Origin of the sequence: Streptomyces sp. NPDC048590 (assembly GCF_043199535.1) — a bacterium.
Lineage (GTDB): Bacteria > Actinomycetota > Actinomycetes > Streptomycetales > Streptomycetaceae > Streptomyces.
The window spans coordinates 257178-278955 of sequence record NZ_JBICWC010000003.1 but is presented as its reverse complement, the minus strand read 5'-3'; the positions used below and the strand labels follow the sequence as shown (position 1 = coordinate 278955).

Genomic DNA, 21778 nt, shown 5'->3' with positions numbered 1-21778 from the left:
GTTCGCACGTGTCGCGTGAGATGCGAACCCGGCCAAAAACGGTCGACGCGGTGTCACAGGCCTGTGCGATGCTCGGCGACGTGGAGACCAACACCGTCAGCCCCGTCTTCGTCGGCCGTACCGGGGAACTCGCAGTACTCACCGACACCCTCGCACGGGCCGCCGCCGGGGAGCCGCAAGCCGTGCTCCTCGGCGGCGAGGCAGGTGTCGGCAAGACCAGGCTGGTCGAGGAGTTCACCGCGACGGCCACCCTCCGTGACGCCGTCGTCGCCGTCGGAGGGTGCGTGGAGATCGGGGCCGAGGGCCTGCCCTACGCACCCTTCGCCTCCGCGCTGCGCGCCCTGCGCCGGTCACTGCCCGAGGAGTTGGGCGAAGCGCTGGCCGGGCAGGAGGGCGAACTCGCCCGGCTCCTGCCCGAACTCGGCGAGGCCGACACGGCCCCCGACGACGAGCACGGCACAGCGCGGCTCTTCGAGCTCGCCGCCCGGCTGCTGGAACGCATATCCGCGGACCGGAGCGTCGTCCTCGTACTGGAGGACCTGCACTGGGCCGACGCCTCCACACGGCATCTGCTCGCCTACCTCTTCCGCACCCTGCACAGCGGCCGGCTGGTCGTGATCGCCACCTACCGCGCCGACGACGTCCACCGCCGGCACCCGCTGCGGCCGCTCCTCGCCGAGCTGGACCGGCTCCGCACCGTCCGCCGCATCGAGCTCGACCGCTTCAGCCACGCCGAGGTCGCCCGGCAGCTCACCGGGATCCTCGCGGCGGTCCCCGATGCCGCGCTTGTCGACGACATCTTCGAACGCTCCGACGGCAACGCCTTCTTCGTCGAGGAACTCGCCCGCAGCGTGGAGTGCTGCGGCGGCGACAGCTCCGTGCTTTCCGACTCGCTCCGCGACCTCCTCCTCGTGCGTGTCGAAGCGCTGCCCGAGGACGCGCAGCGCGCCGCCCGGATCATCGCCGAGGGCGGCTCCACGGTTGAACACCGCCTCCTGGCCGCCGTCTCGGGCCTCTCCGACGACGATCTCGACGAAGCGCTGCGGGCCGCCGTCGGCGCCAACCTCCTCCTGCCGTCTCCCGACACCGACGGCTACCGCTTCAGGCACTCCCTGGTCCGTGAGGCCGTCAGCGACGACCTGCTGCCCGGTGAACGCACCCGCCTGAACCGGCGCTACGCCGAAGCCCTGGAGTCCGACCCCTCGCTCGTCCGGACCGACGAGCGGGCGGCACGTCTCGCCAGCTACTGGTACGCCGCGCACGACGCGGCGAAGGCGCTGCCCGCTGTCCTCCAGGCCGCGGTGGAGGCCAGAAGACGCTATGCCTACAGCGAGCAACTCCGCCTGCTGGAAAGAGCCATGGAGCTCTGGGACGACGTCCCCGACGCCGTGCGCGCCACCCTGCGACCCCTCGACCACGCCGAGGCCTATCCGGGCTGTGGCTGCGAACCCGAGGCCGACCCGCTGCGCTACCTCGACCTCATGGCCGAGGCGACCGTGGCCGCCCGCTTCGGCACCGACCGCGAGCGTGCGCTCAAGCTCACCAAGAAGGCGCTGCGCATCCTGGACGGAGATGGCGACCCCCTGCGCGCCGCCTGGTTCTGGGTGCAGCGCTCGCTGCTGATGCAGAGCCTGTCCCGCGGTGACGGCAGACAGGAGCTGGCCACCGCCGAGGAACTGGTGCGCGGCCTCGCGCCGTCCGCGGTCCACGCCGACGTCCTGGCGACCGTCGCGAGCTGGGGCGCCTTGCACCGGCCGGGACCCGAGACACTGGTCGCGGCCGACCGGGCGGTGGAGTACGCACGGCTCGTCGGGCAGGAGTCCATCGAACTGCACGCCCGGCTCACGCGCGGCTGGCTCACCATCGACGCCGGGGGTGTCGAGGAGGGCATCGCGGAGATGTACGCCGTCCGGGACCGGGCAGAGGAACTCCACCTGGTGGGAGTGATGAGCCGTGCGGCCATCAACCTGCCCTCGTCCCTCGAATCCGCCGGCCGTTCCGAGGAGGCCGTGACCGCCGCCGCCCACGGCATCGCGATCTGCAACGGCCACGGGCTCCCCGAGTCCGAGGCATGGGTACGGGCCAACCAGGCGCAGTCGTACTTCTCACTGGGGCGCTGGGAGGAGAGCGGTGCCGCCGCGGACGCGGCCGCTCCGCTCGCCAGATCCCGCAAGGCCCACGGACTCGTCGCCACCCGTCGCGGTGATCTGGCCTTGGTCCGCGGCGACTTCGCCGAGGCCGAGGAGCAACTGGCCCTCAACCGGAGGCATCTGGGTCTCCACGACCCCCAGCCGCAGCACCTGATCTGTCCGGTGCGGCACGCCGTGACCTTGGCTGCTCACAAGGGGCAGATCCTGGAGGCCCGGGCGATGTTCGAGACCCAGTGCGATGCCGGACTGCCGCCGGGAACCCAGCGCTACTCCCTCCCGCTGCTTTCCGCCGTGGCCGCGATGGAGGCCGACGCCCGCGGGCTGCCCGCCACGGAGGCGGGGCGCCCGGCGATCCTTCGCCGGATACGCGACCATCTCAAGCGGCTGCCCCTGCTGGCCCCGGTCTGGGTCGCCTACGGCCTGCTGATCGAGGCCGAACTCGCCCGTGCCGAAGGGGCTGCCACTCCGGACCACTGGTGCCGGGCCGCAGACGCCTTCGCCCCGCTCCAGCGCCCCTACGAACTGGCCCGTATCAGGCACCGCTGGGCGGAGACGCTCCTCTCCACCGCGGGCGACCGTACGGAGGCGGCGGGACTGCTGCGTGAGGCGCACTCCGTGGCACTGGGGCTCGGCGCGCGTCCGCTCGTGGAGAGCGTCGAACTGCTGGCCGGCCGCGCCCGTATCCCGCTCGGCGGGCTGGACGGCGCGGTGGGTGAAGCCCGACCCGGCCCGGCCGAACCGGCTCCGGCCGTCGAACCGGCCGAGTCGCTCGGACTGACCGTGAGGGAGCAGGAGGTGCACCGGCTGGTCGCGGCCGGATACACCAACCGGCGGATCGCGGAGGAGCTGTACATCTCGCCCAAGACCGCGAGCGTGCACGTCTCCAACATCCTGGCCAAGCTGAGCGTGTCCAGCAGGGGCGAGGCCGCCGCCCTCGCCCACCGCCTCCGGCTGTACACGGGGGTGTGACCCGTCGGTCCCGCTCCCGCCCCTGACCGGACTACCGCACCTGGAGAAGCAGGATCCTGTCGTCCCCGTCCTTCGGGGAGCCACGGCCGTCCGTGTTGCTCGTGACCAGCCACAGCCTGTCGCCACCTGCGGGGACCACCGTGCGAAGCCGCCCGTACGTCCCGTCGAGGAACGCCTGGGGATCCGCCGAGGGCTTCTCGTCCGTGCCTCCGGAGAGGGGGATGCGCCAGAGCCGCTCACCGCGCAGCCCCGCCATCCAGACCGACCCCGCGGCGTACGCGATCCCGCTGGGGGACGCCTCCGAGGTCTTCCACTGGGCCACCGGATCGACGAATCCTGATTCGCCCCGCTCGCCCTCCACCTCGGGCCAGCCGTAGTTCTTCCCCGGCTCGATCCGGTTCAGCTCGTCCCAGGTGTTCTGCCCGAACTCGGACGCCCAGAGCTGCTTCTGCCCGTCCCAGGCGAGACCCTGCACATTGCGGTGGCCCCAGGAGTACACCGTGGAGTCGCCCTCCGGGTTTCCGTGGACGGGCTCACCGTCGGGCGTCATTCGCAGGATCTTGCCCGCCAGGGACGAGGTGTCCTGCGCCAGACCCGTGTCACCCGTCTCACCCGTGCCGGCGTACAGCATGCGGTCGGGACCGAAGGCGATTCGCCCGCCGTTGTGGATGGAGCCCTTGGGGATGCCGCGCAGGATGGTGTCCGGCGCCCCGAGCTGCTGCCCGGGCGGCTTCTTCTCGTCGTACTGCAGGCGGGCGATGCGGTTGTCCGACTCGGTGGTGAAGTAGGCGTAGACCAGATGGTCCGCGCCGAAGGTCGGAGCCACCGCCAGACCGAGCAGCCCGCCCTCGTTGCCCGGGGCCACACCCGGCACCGAGCCCAGGAGGGTCTTCTTCCCGCTGTCGGCGTCGATCCGGGTGATCGTCGCCTCGTCACGCGACCCGACCAGCAGGTCGCCCCCGGGAAGGGCCGCGACACCCCACGGGGACGCCAGGCCGTCCGAGAGCGTCCGCACCACCTTCACCGAGCCCTTGGCCGGCGGAGGATCGACCGACGGGCTCGCGGAGGCAGCGGGGGACGACGCGGCGCCCGGAGAGGAGGACGGTCCCTCCCCGGCCGCGGGGCCGCTGTCGGCCGAGCAGGCCGACAACAGGAGTGAGGCCGAGGCGAGCAGGGCCACCATCGCCTTGCGCAGCACGGGACTTTGCACAGCACCGATCCTTTCGACGGTCGCACTGTCGTCTTTCCTACACCGCTGCCCCGTCAAGGGTTCCCGATCCGCGCCCATTCTCCCGCCGCCGGCTCAGTCCCACGACCCGCGGGCCGGAGGCAGCCCGGCGATCTCTTCCAGATCCAGGTCCGTGAGCGCGAGACGCGCCGCACCCGCGTTCTCCACGGCCCAGTGCTCCCGTTTGGCTCCGGGTACCGGCACCACATGACGGCCCTGGCTCAGCACCCAGGCCAGCGCGACCTGCGCGGGGGTGGCCCCGTGCCGCCGCGCCACCCTCCGCAGCCCCGCCACCACCGGCTGGTTGGCCGCCATCATCTCCGAGGTGAAGCGTGGATGCCGGGCCCGCGGGTCGTCCGGTTCGAAGCCCTGGCCCGGCTTGAGCGTGCCCGTGAGATAGCCGCTCCCCAGCGGCATCGCGGCGAGCACCCCCACCCCGCGGGCCGCGCACCACGGCAGCAGCTCCTCCAGCGCATCGGGCGACCAGACCGACAGCTCCGCCTGGACGGCGCTCACGGGGAAGACCTGCTGGATCCGTTCCAGCTGGGTGATGGTCGCGTCGTGCGTCCGCGCGCCCCTGCGCCGGCCCGCCCGCGCCCCCACCGCGCACAGCCCGAGCGCCCGCACCTTGCCCGCGGTGACCAGGTCCGCCATGGCGCCCCAGGTCTCCTCCACCGGCACCTCGGGATCCGCCCGGTGCAGCTGGTAGAGATCGATCACATCGGTCTGCAGACGCCGCAGCGAGGCGTCGCAGGCGCGGCGCACGTATCCCGGACGGCCGTTGGCGACGATGTGCTGATCTCCGACCAGCAGACCGCACTTGGTGGAGAGGAAGGCCTCGGAGCGCCGTCCCCTGAGCGCCCGTCCGACCAGCAGCTCGTTGGTGAAGGGGCCGTACATGTCCGCCGTGTCGAGCAGTTGGACCCCCGCGTCCAGCGCGGCGTGCACGGTCCGCACCGAGCGGTCACCCCGCTGCTGCGACGTGCTGTAGGCCCAGCTCATCGGCATGCAGCCCAGCCCGACCGCTCCCACGGACAGCGCCGTCGCACCGATTGTCCTGCGCTCCAACTCCCCGAACCCTCCCTCGGTCCCGTGATCACGGGACCAGCCGCACCCCAAAGTAACCTCTGCGCTTCCGCGACCTTCGCATAGCCTCCTGACCATGACTTCTATATCCGCCACCGACGTATGGCTCCCGTTCGCCGCCGACGAGATCGAAGGGCTCCCCGGGGGACTCGACTACCGCTTCTGGGACGGGGGCGAGGAGTACCCCGCGGATCCCGCCCGCTGCGCCTTCTACGTGGTCCCCTACATGAAGGGTTCGGAGATCGCCGTCCGTCCGCTCGAGGCGATGGGGTCGGTCCAGGTCGTGCAGACCCTCTCCGCCGGCATCGACCACGTCGAGCCCGGGCTCGGTCTGCTGCCGGCCGGGGTGCGACTCTGCAACGCCAGGAGCGTGCACGAGGCCTCGACCGCCGAGCTCGCGATCGCCCTCGTCCTGGCCTCCCTCCGTGGGTTCCCCGGATTCGCGGAGGGCCAGGCGAATGAGGAGTGGCGGTCCGGCTTCTACCCCGCCCTCGCCGACAAGACCGTGCTGGTGGTGGGCTACGGATCGATCGGCGCCGCCATCGAGGACCGGCTCGAACCCTTCGAGTGCGCGCGGGTGGTGCGCGTCGCGCGCTCCGCACGGGCAACCGCGCGCGGCCCCGTACACGCGATCGACGAGCTTCCGGCACTGCTGCCCGAGGCCGATGTCGTCATCCTGTCCACCCCGTTGAACCCGTCCACACAAGGGCTGGTCGGCCCCGCCTTCCTCGCCGCCATGCGGGACGGCGCACTGCTCGTGAACGTGGCGCGCGGCGGGGTCGTCGACACCGGCGCCCTGCTGTCCGAACTCGAGTCCGGGCGACTGCGTGCCGCTCTCGACGTGACCGACCCGGAACCCCTGCCCGCCGGTCACCCTCTCTGGCATGCTCCCCACACGCTGATCACCCCACATGTGGGCGGGAGCACCTCCGCGTTCCTGCCCCGGGCCAAGCGCCTGCTGGCCCGGCAGCTCACCAGCTTCGCCGCGGGGGAGCCGGTCGACAACGTCGTACTCACCACCGGCTGACCGCTCTCCGGACCCGCCCGGGAGCGCCGCGATCCGGCAACACCCCAGGTGGTCACGGAGAGTAGAGAAGTTATGTCCCTGAGTGACGGCTCTGGTGTATCGTCCACAGGAGGGCCGCGCCGTGGAAGGGACGGCGCCGGGGCAGAAGCGCAACGCGAGGGGGCGATGGGCGATGTTCGGCCGGTGGAGAGACGACCCGACGCTGCGCGGAGCACGGCGGAGGCCGGCGACGGGCATTCCCGGGTCCGCCCGCGGAGTTCACCGGTGAGCGCCCTCGGAGCACTGCTCTCCCGGCGGGCCGTTCCCGGAAGGACGGCGGGGCTGCGATCGCAGCTCGCGCTCGCCGCGCTCTGCGCCGGATACGCCGTGGGGGCCGCCGTCGGCTGGGGGTCGCCCGAAGTCGCCCTTTTCATGGGTGACTTCGGCCTCAGCGTCGCGGCCCTGATCGCGGCCGTGTCCTGTTTCCTCTACGCCAGGACCGGTGGCAGCCGGCTCCGGCCCGCCTGGCTCCTCTTCGCACTCTCCTCCTTCATGGCGGCCGGGGGCAACGCGGTCTGGGGGTGGTACGAAGTGGTGCTCGGGCGTCCCGTGCCCACCCCCTCCCTCGCCGACCTCTTCTTCCTCTGCTTCGCCCCGCCGGCCATCGTCGGCCTGCTCGTCCTCGCCAAGCGGCCCGTCACCAGGGCCGGCTGGGTCTGCCTGGTCCTGGACGCCTGGCTGATCGGTGGCTCCCTGCTGACGCTCTCCTGGAGCCTCGCACTCGCGCACACGGCCCATGCCGTGCACACCGCGGGGGAGAACGTCGCGAGAGCGGCCCTCTCACTGGCCTACCCGCTGCTCGACATCGTGCTGGTCTCCATGGTCCTCGCGCTGCACTTCCGGCGGGTCAGCGTCAACCGTTCCGCCGTGAACACCGCCATCGCGGGACTCGCCCTGACCGTCGTGTGCGACGCCCTGTTCACCGCCCCGATGCTGCGCTCCTCGTACCACTCGGGCCAACTGCTGGACGCCGGCTGGTTCGCAGGCTCCCTGGTACTCGCCTACGCCCCCTGGGGGGCCCGCCGCGGCCAGGACAACGCTGTCGAGCCGGCCGCCCCCGAACAGGCCGTCGGCAGCCGCCCGATCGCAGGGTCCCTCGCCGCTCTCACGCCCTACCTGGCCGCCGCGGTCTGCACCCTGGGCATCCTGTACAACGTGGTGGAGGGGCGCAGGGTCGACCGGGTCGTGGTCCTCACCGGCTGCACCGTGGTGCTCGCCCTGGTGCTGCGCCAGGCCATCATGCTCCTGGACAACATCGCGCTCACCCAGGAACTCGCCCAGAAGGAGAACCACTTCCGCTCCCTGGTCCAGGGGTCGAGCGACGTCATCATGATCGCCGAGCCCAGCGGGGTGCTGCGCTACGTGAGCCCCGCTGCCGCCGGGGTGTACCGACGGGACGCCGAGGACCTCGTCGGCGCCGAGCTGTCCTCGATCATCCACCCCGACGACCTCGGGGGCGTGGTCCACGAGCTGCGGCGCTTCCTGGCCTCCTCGCCCCGCGAGGAACCCACGACCAGGATCGAGTGCCGCTTCGGCTCCGGCACGGGCGACTGGCTCCACGTCGAGTCCACCGTCAACCGCCACGAGGGCGGCCTGCTGCTCAACAGCCGTGACGTCACCGAGCGGGTCAGGCTGCAGGCCCAGCTCCAGCACAACGCCGAGCACGATCCGCTCACCGACCTGCCCAACCGCGCTCTCTTCACCACCAGGGTCGGGCAGGCGCTCGGCGGTCGCAGGGCCGGCGATCCGGGCACGGCGGTGCTCTTCATCGACCTGGACGGTTTCAAGGCGGTCAACGACTCCATCGGCCACCAGGCCGGCGACGAACTGCTCGTCCAGGCTGCCCGCCGACTCCAGGAGTCCGTCCGCACCTCCGACACCGCCGCACGCCTCGGCGGCGACGAGTTCGCCGCGCTCATCGTCGGCGACGGCACGCGCGACCAGGCCGCCCGGGAGTGCCAGGTGCACGAGATCGCCGACCGGCTGCGCCTGCGGCTGTCGCAGCCGTACCGGATCGGCACCGGTGACGTCAGGGTGGCCGCCTCCATCGGGGTCGCCTTCGCCGAACCGTCGATCACGCCCAAGGACCTCATGCGCAACGCCGACCTCGCCATGTACCGGGCGAAGGCCGGCGGCAAGGACAGGGTCGAGCTGTACGCACCCCAGATGCAGGCCGACGTGGTGCGCCGCTCCGAGCTCGCCGTACGGCTGCGCACCGCCCTGCAGGACGGCGAGTTCGCCCTTCTCCACCAGCCGGTCGTCCACCTGGCGACCGGTACGGTGGCGGCGGTCTCCGCCCAGGCGCGGTGGCGTTCCGCCCAGGGCATCCTCTTCACCCCGGCCGAGTTCCTCCGGGTCTCCGAGGACAGCGACCGCGCCGCCGAGCTCAGCACATGGCTGCTGGAGGAGGCGGTGGAGCAGGCCGCCGACCGGGCCGGGGCGGGGCACCAGGTCGCCGTCTCCGTGCGGGTCTCGGCCGCCCGGCTGCTCGACCGGACCCTGCCCCCGGGCTCCGTCGAGCAACTCCTGACCCGGCACGGGCTCCCCTCGGGCGCCCTGATGATCGAAGTGGCCGACAGCGACCCGCGCATCTCCTTCGACGAGCTCGAACAGCGGCTGGTCGCGCTGCGCAGGCTCGGTGTCCGGATCGCGCTCGACGGCTTCGGCAGCGGGTACGCGGCGGTCAACGCCCTGCGGCGGCTCCCCATCGACGTACTGAAGCTCGACCGGTGCCTGGTGGAAGGTGTGGTGGAGTCGGCACGGCTGCACAAGATCACCAGCGGGCTGCTGCGCATCGCGGGCGACCTGGGCATGCAGTCCGTAGCCGACGGGGTCGACGTGCCGGAGCAGGTGCGCGCGCTGCGCGCCATGGGATGCACGCACGGACAGGGCATGGCCTTCGCCGGGCCGCTCGACGAGTACAGACTCAGGCGGACCCTCATCAGGGGGAAGTACCCGGTGCCAGGCCTCGGACCAGGGCCGCAGCCGGTGCTGGCGGGTGGCGCCATCCCCCTTCAGAGCCGCTCACATGATGAGACGCCCGTCCCACCCACTTGACATCCCGGGCGCCCCGGAGAGAGGGTCAATGCCATGCGCACCCGAATTCTCGTACTTGGAAAGCGCGTCGGCTGAAGCAGGGTCACTCATGGACACCTTGCAGACCGCACCGGCGCGCTCCCCTCGCTTGCCTCACGGCACGAGGGGTTTTTTGTTGCACCGGGACCTTTCAAAACCCCGTAAAAACACCGCATAAACCCTCAGCTTCGAGAAGAGAATGCCGATGACCGAGCAGGCCACCGGGGCCCAGCACCCGCAGCCGCGGGCCCGTACCGGCGGACCGTCCTCCGCCTCCGTTGAGCACGTCACGGGCGCGCAGTCCCTCATCCGTTCTCTCGAGGAAGTCGGGGCCGACACCGTATTCGGCCTCCCCGGTGGCTGCATCCTGCCGGCGTACGACCCGCTGATGGACTCCACCCGGGTGCGCCACGTCCTGGTCCGCCACGAGCAGGGTGCCGGTCACGCTGCCACCGGCTACGCCCAGGCCACCGGCAAGGTCGGCGTCTGCATGGTCACCTCGGGTCCCGGCGCCACCAACCTGGTCACCCCGATCGCGGACGCCGCCATGGACTCCGTGCCCATGGTCGCGATCACCGGCCAGGTGGCCTCCGCCGCCATCGGCACTGACGCCTTCCAGGAAGCCGACATCTGCGGCATCACCATGCCGATCACGAAGCACAACTTCCTGGTCACCCGCGCCGAGGACATCGCCCACACGATCGCGGAGGCCTTCCACATCGCCTCCACCGGCCGCCCGGGACCGGTCCTCGTCGACATCGCCAAGGACGCGCTGCAGGCGAAGACCACCTTCAGCTGGCCGCCGTCCCTGGACCTGCCCGGCTACCGCCCGGTCACCAAGCCGCACGCCAAGCAGATCCGTGAGGCCGCCAAGCTCATCACCCAGGCCAAGCGCCCGGTGCTGTACGTCGGCGGCGGCGTCATGAAGGCCGGCGCGACCGCCGAGCTGAAGGTCCTGGCAGAGCTCACCGGAGCGCCCGTCACCACCACCCTGATGGCGCTCGGCTCCTTCCCCGACAGCCACCCGCTGCACGTGGGAATGCCCGGCATGCACGGTTCGGTCACCGCCGTCACCGCGCTGCAGAAGGCCGACCTGATCGTCGCCCTCGGCGCCAGGTTCGACGACCGCGTCACCGGCAAGCTGGACAGCTTCGCCCCGTACGCCAAGATCGTCCACGCCGACATCGACCCGGCCGAGATCGGCAAGAACCGCGCCGCCGACGTCCCGATCGTCGGTGACGCCCGCGAGGTCATCGCCGACCTCGTCCAGGCGGTCCAGGCCGAGCACACCGAGGGCAGCACCGGCGACTACAGCGCCTGGTGGAAGGACCTCAACCGCTGGCGCGAGACCTACCCCCTCGGCTACGACCTGCCGGAGGACGGCAGCCTCTCGCCGCAGCAGGTCATCCAGCGCATCGGCGAACTCGCCCCCGAGGGAACGATCTTCGCGGCGGGCGTCGGCCAGCACCAGATGTGGGCCTCGCACTTCATCCAGTACGAGCAGCCCTCGACCTGGCTCAACTCCGGTGGCGCCGGAACCATGGGCTACGCCGTCCCGGCCGCCATGGGCGCCAAGGCCGGCATGCCCGAGCGTGCCGTCTGGGCGATCGACGGCGACGGCTGCTTCCAGATGACCAACCAGGAACTCACCACCTGCGCGCTCAACAACATCCCGATCAAGGTCGCCGTCATCAACAACGGCGCCCTCGGAATGGTCCGCCAGTGGCAGACCCTGTTCTACAACCAGCGCTACTCCAACACCGTGCTGCACTCCGGCCCGGACTCCGACGGCAACGCCGCCAGGGGTACCCGGGTGCCGGACTTCGTCAAGCTGTCCGAGGCCATGGGCTGCTACGCGATCCGCTGCGAGGACCCGGCCGACCTGGACAAGGTCATCGCCGAGGCCAACGCCATCAACGACCGCCCGGTCGTCATCGACTTCATCGTCCACGAGGACGCCATGGTCTGGCCGATGGTGGCCGCCGGCACCTCCAACGACGAGGTCATGGCAGCACGCGGCGTCCGCCCCGACTTCGGCGACAACGAAGACGACTGAGAGACAGAGAGAGACAGACTCCATGTCCACCAAGCACACGCTCTCCGTCCTGGTCGAGAACAAGCCCGGTGTCCTCGCCCGGATCACCGCACTGTTCTCCCGGCGCGGCTTCAACATCGACTCGCTCGCGGTCGGTACCACCGAACATCCCGACATCTCACGCATCACCATTGTCGTGAACGTCGAGGGCCTGCCCCTGGAGCAGGTGACCAAGCAGCTCAACAAGCTGGTCAACGTCCTGAAGATCGTCGAACTCGAGCCCTCCGCCGCGATCCAGCGGGAGCTCGTCCTGGTGAAGGTCCGCGCGGACAACGAGACCCGCTCCCAGATCGTCGAGATCGTCCAGCTGTTCCGGGCCAAGACCGTGGACGTCTCTCCCGAGGCCGTCACGATCGAGGCGACCGGGGGCGCCGACAAGCTGGAGGCCATGCTCAAGATGCTGGAGCAGTTCGGCATCAAGGAGCTCGTCCAGTCCGGCACCATCGCCATAGGGCGCGGCGCGCGCTCGATCACCGACCGCTCCCTGCGCGCCCTCGACCGCACGGCGTAAACCCTCACCCGCCGCCTCGCCGCTCGCATGGCGAGACCCGGCGGCGTATCCGACGCACCCCGCCGTACGGTGGGACGCAACACCTGCACACATAGGAGAAGACCCAGTGGCCGAGCTGTTCTACGACGACGATGCCGACCTGTCCATCATCCAGGGCCGCAAGGTCGCGGTTCTCGGCTACGGCAGCCAGGGCCACGCCCACGCGCTGTCGCTGCGTGACTCGGGTGTCGACGTCCGTGTCGGTCTGCACGAGGGCTCGAAGTCCAAGGCCAAGGCCGAGGAGCAGGGCCTGCGCGTGGTGACCCCGTCCGAGGCCGCCGCCGAGGCCGACGTCATCATGATCCTCGTCCCGGACCCGATCCAGGCCAAGGTCTACGAGGAGTCCGTCAAGGACAACCTCAAGGACGGCGACGCGCTGTTCTTCGGCCACGGCCTGAACATCCGCTTCGACTTCATCAAGCCGCCGGCCAACGTCGACGTCTGCATGGTCGCCCCCAAGGGCCCGGGCCACCTGGTCCGCCGTCAGTACGAGGAGGGCCGCGGCGTCCCGTGCATCGTGGCCGTCGAGCAGGACGCCTCGGGCAAGGGCCTGGAGCTGGCGCTCAGCTACGCCAAGGGCATCGGCGGCACGCGTGCCGGCGTCATCAAGACGACCTTCACCGAGGAGACCGAGACCGACCTGTTCGGTGAGCAGGCCGTCCTCTGCGGTGGTACCGCCGCCCTGGTCAAGGCCGGTTTCGAGACGCTGACCGAGGCCGGCTACCAGCCGGAGATCGCGTACTTCGAGTGCCTCCACGAGCTGAAGCTCATCGTCGACCTCATGTACGAGGGCGGCCTGGAGAAGATGCGCTGGTCCATCTCCGAGACCGCCGAGTGGGGCGACTACGTCACCGGCCCGCGCATCATCACGGACGCCACCAAGGCCGAGATGAAGAAGGTCCTCGCCGAGATCCAGGACGGCACCTTCGCCAAGAACTGGATGGCCGAGTACCACAACGGCCTGCCCAAGTACAACGAGTACAAGAAGGCCGACAGCGACCACCTGCTGGAGACCACCGGCAAGGAGCTCCGCAAGCTCATGAGCTGGGTCAACGACGAGGACGCCTGAGTTCTCGCCGGGGGCGGGCCCGAACGGGCCCGCCCCCGGCGCATGGCCGGTTCCGCACCGTGTCACTGCGGGGCGGGCCGGTGGCAGGAGACGGCACCGTACGTCTGTACACACCGTCCACCCCGTGCGGGTGATCCTTCCACCGGGGCGGAGTCATCGCCCCGGCCGCATGACTACACTGCTCAACACATACACGCGTCAGGGCCCACAGTGTCGTGCGTCTTCCACGCGGCTAGCCCCTCCACCGCCTGCGGCCGTCGGGACGGCCGTCCGCACTGGACTTGTGAGGACTCACGTGAGCTCGAAACCTGTCGTACTCATCGCCGAAGAGCTGTCGCCCGCCACGGTGGACGCCCTGGGTCCGGACTTCGAGATCCGGCACTGCAACGGCGCCGACCGCGCCGAACTCCTCCCCGCGATCGCCGACGTCGACGCCATCCTGGTGCGCTCCGCCACCAAGGTCGACGCCGAGGCCCTCGCCGCGGCGAAGCAGCTCAAGGTCGTCGCCCGCGCAGGTGTCGGTCTCGACAACGTCGACGTCTCCGCGGCGACCAAGGCCGGCGTGATGGTCGTCAACGCGCCGACGTCCAACATCGTCACCGCCGCCGAGCTCGCCTGCGGCCTCCTGGTCGCCACCGCGCGCAACATCCCCCAGGCCAACACCGCCCTGAAGAACGGCGAGTGGAAGCGCTCCAAGTACACCGGTGTCGAGCTCAGCGAGAAGACCCTCGGTGTCGTCGGCCTCGGCCGCATCGGCGTGCTGGTCGCCCAGCGCATGTCGGCCTTCGGCATGAAGATCGTCGCGTACGACCCCTACGTACAGCCCGCGCGTGCCGCGCAGATGGGCGTCAAGCTCCTCACGCTGGACGAGCTGCTCGAGGTCTCCGACTTCATCACGGTGCACCTCCCCAAGACCCCTGAGACGCTGGGCCTGATCGGCGACGAGGCGCTGCACAAGGTCAAGCCCTCGGTGCGCATCGTCAACGCCGCGCGTGGTGGCATCGTCGACGAGGAGGCGCTCGCCTCCGCCCTCAAGGAGGGCCGGGTCGCCGGCGCCGGTCTGGACGTGTACACCAAGGAGCCCTGCACGGACTCCCCGCTCTTCCAGTTCGACCAGGTCGTCTGCACCCCGCACCTCGGCGCCTCCACGGACGAGGCGCAGGAGAAGGCGGGCATCGCCGTCGCCAAGTCCGTCCGCCTGGCGCTCGCCGGTGAGCTCGTGCCCGACGCGGTCAACGTCCAGGGCGGTGTCATCGCCGAGGACGTGCGTCCCGGTCTGCCGCTCGCCGAGAAGCTCGGCCGGATCTTCACCGCCCTCTCGGGCGAGGTCGCGGCCCGTCTCGACGTGGAGGTCTACGGCGAGATCACCCAGCACGACGTGAAGGTGCTCGAACTCTCCGCGCTCAAGGGCGTCTTCGAGGACGTCGTCGACGAGACCGTCAGCTACGTCAACGCCCCGCTCTTCGCGCAGGAGCGCGGTGTCGAGGTCCGCCTCACCACCAGCTCCGAGTCGCCAGACCACCGCAATGTGGTGACCGTCCGCGGCACCCTCGCGAACGGCGAGGAGGTCGCGGTCTCCGGCACGCTGGCCGGCCCCAAGCACCTCCAGAAGATCGTCGCCATCGGCGCGCACGACGTGGACCTGGCGCTCGCCGACCACATGGTCGTCCTGCGTTACGAGGACCGTCCGGGCGTCGTCGGCACCGTCGGCAAGATCCTCGGCGAGGCCGGGCTGAACATCGCCGGCATGCAGGTCTCGCGTCAGGACGCGGGCGGCGAGGCCCTCGTGGTCCTCACCGTCGACGACACGATCCCGCAGTCGGTCCTCACCGAGATCGCCGACGAGATCGGCGCCGCCTCGGCGCGGTCGGTGAACCTCACCGACTGATCACCCGCGTACGGCAGCCGCGCCCGGCGGACGGAGATCGCTCCGTCCGCCGGGCGCGGTCGTGCGAGGAGGGTGCCCGCGCCCCCTCAGAGCCGTGCCTGCTTCAGCGCCATGTGGAGCAGCAGCCGGTCCTCGCCGTCGTTCAGGTCGAGGCCGGTGAGCTGCTGGACGCGGCTGAGGCGGTAGTAGAGCGTCTGGCGGTGGATGCCCAGGTCCGACGCGGTCCGGCTCGCCTGGCCGGCTCGGTCGAGGAACACCTCGGCGGTACGGGCCAGTTCGGCGTGGGCCGGGGAGAACAGGGTGCGGACCGAGGGGTCGGGGCCGTCCGGCGCGGGAGGAAGAGCCGCGAGGAGCCGGTAGGGGCCGATGGCCCGCCATTCGGCGACCTTGCCGAACCGGGATTCCGCCGACGCCGCACGGGCGGCCGACAGCGCCTCGTGCCAGGAGCCCGCCAGCTCGGCCAGACCCGTGCGGGGGGTGGCGAGGCCGCCGGTCGCGGAGGCTCCCGCGGTGGTGCGCAGCCGCTCCGCCGCCGTGGCCGCCGGGTCGAGCGCCTCGGGGGAGCGGAGCCGGACCAGGGCGGCCAGTGCCTGGGCGCCTCCCGTGGGGACCGTGGTGAGGGCCGCCGCCGACGGCACCGTACGCACCGACGGGGTCCCGCCCGGCCACGGGGTCACGCACACCACCGTGTGCAGCCGGTCCGCGTCGTCGCCCAGCGCCTCGTGCAGGGCGGCCACGGCCATGTCGCGCTGCCAGCCGCTTCCGGCGAGGAGCACCGCGGCGAATTCCCGGGACAGGTCGGCACCCGCCCGCTCCTCGTCGGAGAGCAGGGCGCCGATGCGGGCCGCCACCTCCATCGCGGCGGACAGCTGCCCCTCAGTCGGCACGGGGTCGGCGTCCAGCAGCCACACATAGCCGAGGACGACACCCCGATGGCGTACCGGGAGGCAGATCCGGTCCCGGAACACCCCGGCCTCGGGGGCGGCCGGGATGTGGACCGGGCCCGTCGCGCGGGTGATGCCGAAGCCCTCGAACCACTCACGGACCGCGGGGGTGGAGCGCCGGGTCAGGATGGATCGGGTGCGGACCGGGTCCATCGCCGTGTCGTCGTCGCTGTCGTGGGCCCCGAAGGCGACCAGGCCGAAGTCGCGGTTCTCCAGGGTGGCGGGGGCGCCGAGCAGCGCCGAGATCTCGTCGACGAGCTCCTGGTAATCGGCCTTCACTCCGCCATTCTCGCACCCCTTCAGACATATGTCTGAGGTCCGGAGCGCGGATGCGTGACAGCTGTCGATGGCACGCGGGCGCCGTGGTCCCTAGATTTCACAGTGGTTCTCCGTGCCGTCCCGGTCTGTTCATGTGTGTACCGGTCCGGCCTCGTTCGTACTCCGTGGAGGTGCCCCGTGCTGGGTCCCGTGATTCTCGCCGCGTCCCGCAGCGACAAGATGCGTCGTTTCATCTCGGCAGCGCCGGGCACGAAGCAGGTCGTCGACCGCTTCATCGCGGGGGAGACCGTCGACCAGGTCGTCCCGATCATCGAGGACGCCGCGTCCAAGGGCCTCGAGGTCACCCTGGACGTCGTGGGTGAGGACATCACCACCCCCGAGCAGGCCGCCGCCGCGCGCGACGCCTACCTGGAGCTCATCGGACGGCTGAAGGAGCTCGGCCTCGGCCCCCGCGCCGAGATGTCCGTCAAGCTGTCCATGTTCGGCCAGTCCCTGCCCGCCTCCGTGGTCGGCACCGAGGCACCGGAGTCCGCCGAGGGATTCCCGGGCGGCCACGAGCTGGCCCTCGCGAACGTCCGCCCCGTCGTCGAGGCCGCCGCCGCGATCGGCACCACGGTCACCCTGGACGCCGAGGACCACACCACCCTGGACTCGATGTTCGCCATCCACGAGGAGCTGCGGAAGGACTTCCCGCAGACCGGATGCGTCATCCAGTCCTACCTGTTCCGCACCGAGGCCGACGCCCGCCGCCTCGCGGCCGCCGGCAGCAGGGTCCGCCTGGTGAAGGGCGCGTACAAGGAGCCCGCCTCCGTCGCGTACCAGAACAAGCCGGAGATCGACAAGGCGTACGTCCGCATCCTGAAGACGCTGATGGAGGGCGAGGGCTACCCGATGATCGGCTCTCACGATCCCCGTCTCATCGCCATCGGGCAGGAGCTCGCACGCCAGGCAGGGCGCAAACTGGACGAGTACGAGTTCCAGATGCTGTACGGCATCCGCAGCGACGAGCACGTCCGGCTCGCGGCCGAGGGCCACCGGATGCGCGTGTACACGGCGTACGGCACCGACTGGTACGGATACTTCATGCGCCGCCTCGCGGAGAAGCCGGCGAACCTCCTGTTCTTCGGTCGCTCCATCCTCACCAAGGGCTGATCCGAGGGCTCGCCCCACCGGCCGCGCCCCGGCTGCACCAGGGCTCACCCGCCCGGCCGACCACCCACCCCAACCAAGGAGACAAGGCCCCCATGGACGCCGTCACCCAGGTCCCCGCGCCGGTCAACGAGCCGGTCCACTCCTACGCCCCCGGCAGCCCCGAGCGCGCCCGTCTGGAGGCGAAGCTCAAGGAGCTCGCCGAGAACCCCATCGACCTGCCGATGACCATCGGCGGCGAGAAGCGCATGGGCGGCGGCGAGCGTGTCGACGTCGTGCAGCCGCACAACCACAAGGCCGTCATCGGTACCTTCGCCGGTGCCACCGAGCAGGACGCCCAGGACGCCGTCGACGCGGCCCTGGCCGCCGCTCCGGCCTGGCGCGCGATGTCCTTCGACGACCGCGCGGCCATCATCCTGCGCGCCGCCGAGCTGCTCTCCGGCCCCTGGCGCGAGACGCTGGCCGCCTCCACGATGCTCGGCCAGGGCAAGACCGCCCAGCAGGCTGAGATCGACTGCCCCTGCGAGCTCGTCGACTTCTGGCGCTTCAACGTGCACTACGCGCGCCAGATCCTCGCCGAGCAGCCCCCGGCGAACTCCCCCGGCGTGTGGAACCGCATGGACCACCGCCCGCTCGAGGGCTTCGTCTACGCGATCACGCCGTTCAACTTCTCGGCCATCGCGGCCAACCTGCCCACCGCGCCCGCCCTCATGGGCAACGTCGTGGTGTGGAAGCCGTCCCCGACCCAGACCCATGCCGCCGTGCTCCTGATGGAGCTCCTGGAGGAGGCCGGGCTGCCGAAGGGCGTCATCAACCTCGTCACCGGTGACGGCATCGCCGTCTCCGAGGTCGCGCTGAACCACCGCGACCTGGCCGGTGTCCACTTCACCGGCTCGACCCCCACCTTCCAGCACCTGTGGAAGACGGTCGGCAACAACATCGCCAACTACCGCACCTACCCGCGGCTCGTCGGCGAGACCGGCGGCAAGGACTTCGTCGTCGCGCACCCCAGCGCCGACCGCGCCGTGCTGAAGACCGCGCTGACCCGTGGTTCCTTCGAGTACCAGGGCCAGAAGTGCTCCGCGTCCTCCCGCGCCTACATCCCGGCCTCCATCTGGAACTCCGGCTTCAAGGAGGAGTTCGCGGCCGAGGTGGACGGCATCACCATGGGTGACGTCACCGACCTGTCGCACTTCATGGGCGCCGTCATCGACGCGCGCTCCTTCGCGAAGAACAAGGCCGCGATCGACCGCGCCGCGTCGGACCCGTCCTGCACGATCGTCGCGGGCGGCACCTACGACGACTCGGTGGGCTACTTCGTCCGTCCGACCGTCGTCGTCTGCGACGACCCGGCCAACGAGATCTTCACGACCGAGTACTTCGGCCCGATCCTCGCCGTGCACGTCTACGAGGACGAGAAGTACGACGCCATGCTGGAGCAGATGGAGTCGGTCTCCGACTACGCGCTCACCGGTTCCGTCATCGCCGGCGACCGTGCGGCCGCCGCGTACACGATGGACAAGCTCCGCTACGCCGCGGGCAACTTCTACATCAACGACAAGTCGACCGGCGCCGTCGTCGGCCAGCAGCCCTTCGGCGGCGGCCGCGGCTCCGGCACCAACGACAAGGCCGGCGCCCCGCAGAACCTGCAGCGCTGGACGCTGACCCGCGCCATCAAGGAGACGCTGGTCCCGCCGACCGAGTACACCTACCCCCACCAGGGCTGACGCCCAGGGGCGCCCGCAAGGGCGCCCCGTCCCGAACTCCGCCTCCCGACCGGCTCCCCCCGCCGGCCGGGAGGCGGTTTCCATGTGCGGGCGCTTCCGGGCGGCGCCGCTCCCACGGGTCAGGCCTTGACGGTGAAGCCCGCCCGAAGCAGGTCGTCGTCGCGCGAGGACGGCCCGACGAGCAACTCGAAGGCACCGGGCTCGACGACCCGCCGCCCCGCCGCGTCCACGAGCGTGCACTCCGCGACCGGCAGCTCCAGCGTCACCTCGCGCTCCTCGCCGGGAGCGAGGTCCACCTGCCGGTAGGCCTTGAGCTCCTTCTCGGCCCAGGTCACCGACGTCACCGTGTCGCTGATGTACACCTGCACGGTCTCCAGGGCCGGCCGCGCTCCGGTGTTGCGGACGGTCACGCGTGCCCGCAGCGTGTCGCCCTCCCCGACGCTCGCGGTGAGTACCTCGAGGCCGGAGTACTCCACGGAGGTGTAGCTGAGGCCCTCTCCGAACACGAAGGCAGGACGCTGGGTCAGATCGGCGTAGCGGGAGCCGTGCTGGCCCCGGATCTGGTTGTAGTACGTCGGCTGCTGGCCCGCGTGCCGGGCGAAGGAGAGGGGCAGCCGGCCCGACGGCTCGACGAGACCCAGCAGGACCTCGGCGACCGCCCGGCCGCCCTGCATGCCGGGGTTGAAGGCGTGCAGCACCGCGGCGGCGCCGAGGGCGGAGGGAGGCAGCACCAGCGGCTTGGAGCTGATGACCACGACGACCAGGGGCTTGCCGGTCGCGGCCAGGGCGTCCAGCAGCGCCACCTGGTCCCCGACGAGTTCCAGGGTCGCGGTCGAACGCCCCTCGCCTACCAGCTCGATGCGGTCGCCGACCACGGCGACGACGTAGTCGGCGCCCTCGGCGGCGGCGACCGCCTCGGCGATCAGCGCGGGGTCGGGCTCGGCGGGGACGACCACCTCCGGCCGGGGCTGGCCGTCGGGGAAGAACTGCCCCTCCGGGTCGGGGCCCACGCCGAGGATCATGGCGCCACGTGCGTACGAGACCGTCCAGTCCGCGGGCACGTGCTCACGGAAGCCGTCGAGGACGGTACGGATCATGGCGCGCGGCTGGCCGTCAGGGAGCCAGTCCACCTGGCCCGAGGAGCCCGCCCAGTCACCCAGTTGCGTCTGCGCGTCGTCCGCGTTCGGACCGATCACCGCGACCGTACGGGGACCGGGGGACACGGCGGCCCGCCCGTCGTCCCCGGCGGTGAACCCGCCGGCCAGCGGCAGCGTGCCGTCGTTGGTCAGCAGCACCAGCGAGCGCCGGGCCGCCTCGAGGTTCAGCTCCGTGTGCGCTGCGCCGCCGATGACCCCGGCCTGGCGGGCGGTGTCGGGGCGGCGCGGGTTCTCGAACAGGCCGAGCTCGAACTTGAGCGTCAGGATGCGGCGTACGGCGGCGTCGATCTCGGCCTCGCCCAGTGTGCCGTTCCCGACCGCCTCCAGGGCTCCCTCGAAGAAGCCCTCGGTCGCCATCACCATGTCGTTGCCGGCGCGGACCGCCGCCGCGGCGGCCTGCGCGTAGTCGGCGTACACCTTCTGCTCCCACACCATGCGGCCGACGTTGTCCCAGTCGGTCACCAGCGTCCCGGTGTAGCCCCACTCCTCGCGCAGCACGTCGTTGAGCAGCCAGTCGTTCACCGTGATGGGGACACCGTCCATGGACTGGTAGCCGAGCATGAACGTCCGGCAGCCCTCCCTGGCGACCCGCTCGAACGGCGGGAGGAACCAGGACCGCAGCTTGCGCCGAGAGATGTCCGCCTCGCTCGCGTCCCGGCCGCCCTGCGTCTCGGAGTAGCCGGCGAAGTGCTTGGCCGAGGCCAGGACCGCGGTCGGGTCGGTCAGACCGTCGCCCTGGTACCCGCGCACCATCGCCGACGCCAGTTCACCGATCAGGTGCGGGTCCTCGCCGAAGGTCTCGCTGACCCGGCCCCAGCGCAGATCGCGGGTGATGCAGAGCACCGGGGAGAAGGTCCAGTGCACGCCGGTCGCCGCGACCTCCACCGCCGTGGCCCGCGCGATCCGCTCCACCAGCTCCGCGTCCCAGGTGGCGGCCATGCCGAGCTGGGTGGGGTAGATCGTGGCGCCCTCCCAGAAGGAGTGCCCGTGGATGCAGTCCTCTGCGACCAGCAGCGGGATGCGCAGCCGTGACCGGTCGGTCAGTTCGGCCGCCTCCAGGACCCGCTCGGGCGAGGCGTGCAGGATCGACCCCACGTGCAGGTCCTCGACGAAGTGCCGCACGCCTTCCTTCGCGTTCAGCTGGAGCATCTGGCCGACCTTCTCGGGCAGCGTCATGCGGTCCAGGAGATCGGCGACCCGCTCCGCCACGGGGAGCGCGGGGTCGAGGTAGGGCAGGGAGGGGGACACGGGGGGTCCTTTCGCGACACGGTTCGCCTTCACCATAGAGTCAATACCGACCACCTGGTAAGTATCTCCGGGAATCGAATCGCCGAAGGCGGAATCCT

13 protein-coding genes are annotated in these 21778 nt (G+C 71.0%); 9 read left to right on the top strand and 4 right to left on the bottom strand.

What is annotated here, in order from left to right; genetic code table 11:
• Window positions 1–20: 20 nt before the first annotated feature.
• Window positions 21–3119, top strand: coding sequence for an AAA family ATPase (locus ACGFNN_RS09520; RefSeq protein ID WP_393555094.1), 3099 nt, complete (start codon window positions 21–23; stop codon window positions 3117–3119).
• Between the two features lie 31 nt (window positions 3120–3150).
• Here the strand turns inward: ACGFNN_RS09520 and ACGFNN_RS09515 are convergent, their stop codons facing one another.
• A complete protein-coding gene (locus ACGFNN_RS09515; protein ID WP_393555092.1) occupies window positions 3151–4302 on the bottom strand; it encodes a PQQ-dependent sugar dehydrogenase in 1152 nt (383 codons plus the stop codon).
• Between the two features lie 120 nt (window positions 4303–4422).
• Window positions 4423–5415, bottom strand: a complete 993-nt coding sequence (locus tag ACGFNN_RS09510) for an aldo/keto reductase (protein WP_393554341.1) — start codon at window positions 5413–5415, stop codon at window positions 4423–4425.
• A gap of 94 nt (window positions 5416–5509) precedes the next feature.
• On the opposite strand from ACGFNN_RS09510, the gene ACGFNN_RS09505 reads away from it, so the two are divergent.
• The 6 genes from ACGFNN_RS09505 (at window position 5510) to serA (ending at window position 15176) form a co-directional block, all read left to right on the top strand.
• Window positions 5510–6460: a 2-hydroxyacid dehydrogenase gene (locus ACGFNN_RS09505; protein WP_393554339.1), complete on the top strand. Its 951-nt coding sequence runs from the start codon at window positions 5510–5512 to the stop codon at window positions 6458–6460.
• Window positions 6461–6724: 264 nt separating this feature from the next.
• Window positions 6725–9556 (top strand): EAL domain-containing protein, encoded by a 2832-nt coding sequence (locus tag ACGFNN_RS09500; RefSeq protein ID WP_393554337.1) that lies wholly within the window; start codon window positions 6725–6727, stop codon window positions 9554–9556.
• A 217-nt stretch (window positions 9557–9773) separates the two neighbouring features.
• Window positions 9774–11630: an acetolactate synthase large subunit gene (locus tag ACGFNN_RS09495; RefSeq protein ID WP_362663668.1), complete on the top strand. Its 1857-nt coding sequence runs from the start codon at window positions 9774–9776 to the stop codon at window positions 11628–11630.
• Window positions 11631–11652: 22 nt separating this feature from the next.
• The gene (gene ilvN, locus ACGFNN_RS09490) at window positions 11653–12180 is read left to right on the top strand and encodes an acetolactate synthase small subunit (protein WP_104789338.1); all 528 of its coding nucleotides are present in this window, start codon (window positions 11653–11655) and stop codon (window positions 12178–12180) included.
• A gap of 106 nt (window positions 12181–12286) precedes the next feature.
• Complete coding sequence (gene ilvC / locus ACGFNN_RS09485) at window positions 12287–13288, top strand: ketol-acid reductoisomerase (protein ID WP_362663666.1); 1002 nt, start codon at window positions 12287–12289, stop codon at window positions 13286–13288.
• A 295-nt stretch (window positions 13289–13583) separates the two neighbouring features.
• Entirely contained in the window at window positions 13584–15176 is a 1593-nt protein-coding gene (gene serA / locus ACGFNN_RS09480) for a phosphoglycerate dehydrogenase (protein WP_393554334.1), read from the top strand.
• 86 nt (window positions 15177–15262) lie between these two features.
• Here the strand turns inward: serA and ACGFNN_RS09475 are convergent, their stop codons facing one another.
• The gene (locus ACGFNN_RS09475) at window positions 15263–16399 is read right to left on the bottom strand and encodes a PucR family transcriptional regulator (protein ID WP_393554332.1); all 1137 of its coding nucleotides are present in this window, start codon (window positions 16397–16399) and stop codon (window positions 15263–15265) included.
• Between the two features lie 177 nt (window positions 16400–16576).
• Between ACGFNN_RS09475 and ACGFNN_RS09470 the strand changes: the two genes are divergently transcribed.
• Both ACGFNN_RS09470 and pruA read left to right on the top strand, forming a co-directional pair.
• Window positions 16577–17551 carry a proline dehydrogenase family protein gene (locus ACGFNN_RS09470; RefSeq protein WP_362541858.1) on the top strand — a complete coding sequence of 325 codons (975 nt, stop codon included), beginning with the start codon at window positions 16577–16579 and terminating at the stop codon, window positions 17549–17551.
• A gap of 92 nt (window positions 17552–17643) precedes the next feature.
• Window positions 17644–19275 carry an L-glutamate gamma-semialdehyde dehydrogenase gene (pruA, locus tag ACGFNN_RS09465; RefSeq protein ID WP_362663659.1) on the top strand — a complete coding sequence of 544 codons (1632 nt, stop codon included), beginning with the start codon at window positions 17644–17646 and terminating at the stop codon, window positions 19273–19275.
• A gap of 119 nt (window positions 19276–19394) precedes the next feature.
• On the opposite strand, the gene ACGFNN_RS09460 is transcribed toward pruA, so the two are convergent.
• The gene (locus ACGFNN_RS09460; protein WP_393554330.1) at window positions 19395–21716 is read right to left on the bottom strand and encodes a glycoside hydrolase family 3 N-terminal domain-containing protein; all 2322 of its coding nucleotides are present in this window, start codon (window positions 21714–21716) and stop codon (window positions 19395–19397) included.
• Between the last annotated feature and the right edge of the window lie 62 nt (window positions 21717–21778).

What these genes read in the sequence shown, in the direction of transcription:
- ACGFNN_RS09495 (WP_362663668.1), top strand. Translation starts at nt 9,774, where the DNA reads ATGCCGATGACCGAGCAGGCCACCGGGGCCCAGCACCCGCAGCCGCGG.
- pruA (WP_362663659.1), top strand. Translation starts at nt 17,644, where the DNA reads ATGGACGCCGTCACCCAGGTCCCCGCGCCGGTCAACGAGCCGGTCCAC.
- ACGFNN_RS09520 (WP_393555094.1), top strand. Translation starts at nt 21, where the DNA reads ATGCGAACCCGGCCAAAAACGGTCGACGCGGTGTCACAGGCCTGTGCG.
- ACGFNN_RS09515 (WP_393555092.1), bottom strand. Translation starts at nt 4,302, where the DNA reads ATGGTGGCCCTGCTCGCCTCGGCCTCACTCCTGTTGTCGGCCTGCTCG.
- ilvN (WP_104789338.1), top strand. Translation starts at nt 11,653, where the DNA reads ATGTCCACCAAGCACACGCTCTCCGTCCTGGTCGAGAACAAGCCCGGT.
- ACGFNN_RS09505 (WP_393554339.1), top strand. Translation starts at nt 5,510, where the DNA reads ATGACTTCTATATCCGCCACCGACGTATGGCTCCCGTTCGCCGCCGAC.
- ACGFNN_RS09460 (WP_393554330.1), bottom strand. Translation starts at nt 21,716, where the DNA reads ATGGTGAAGGCGAACCGTGTCGCGAAAGGACCCCCCGTGTCCCCCTCC.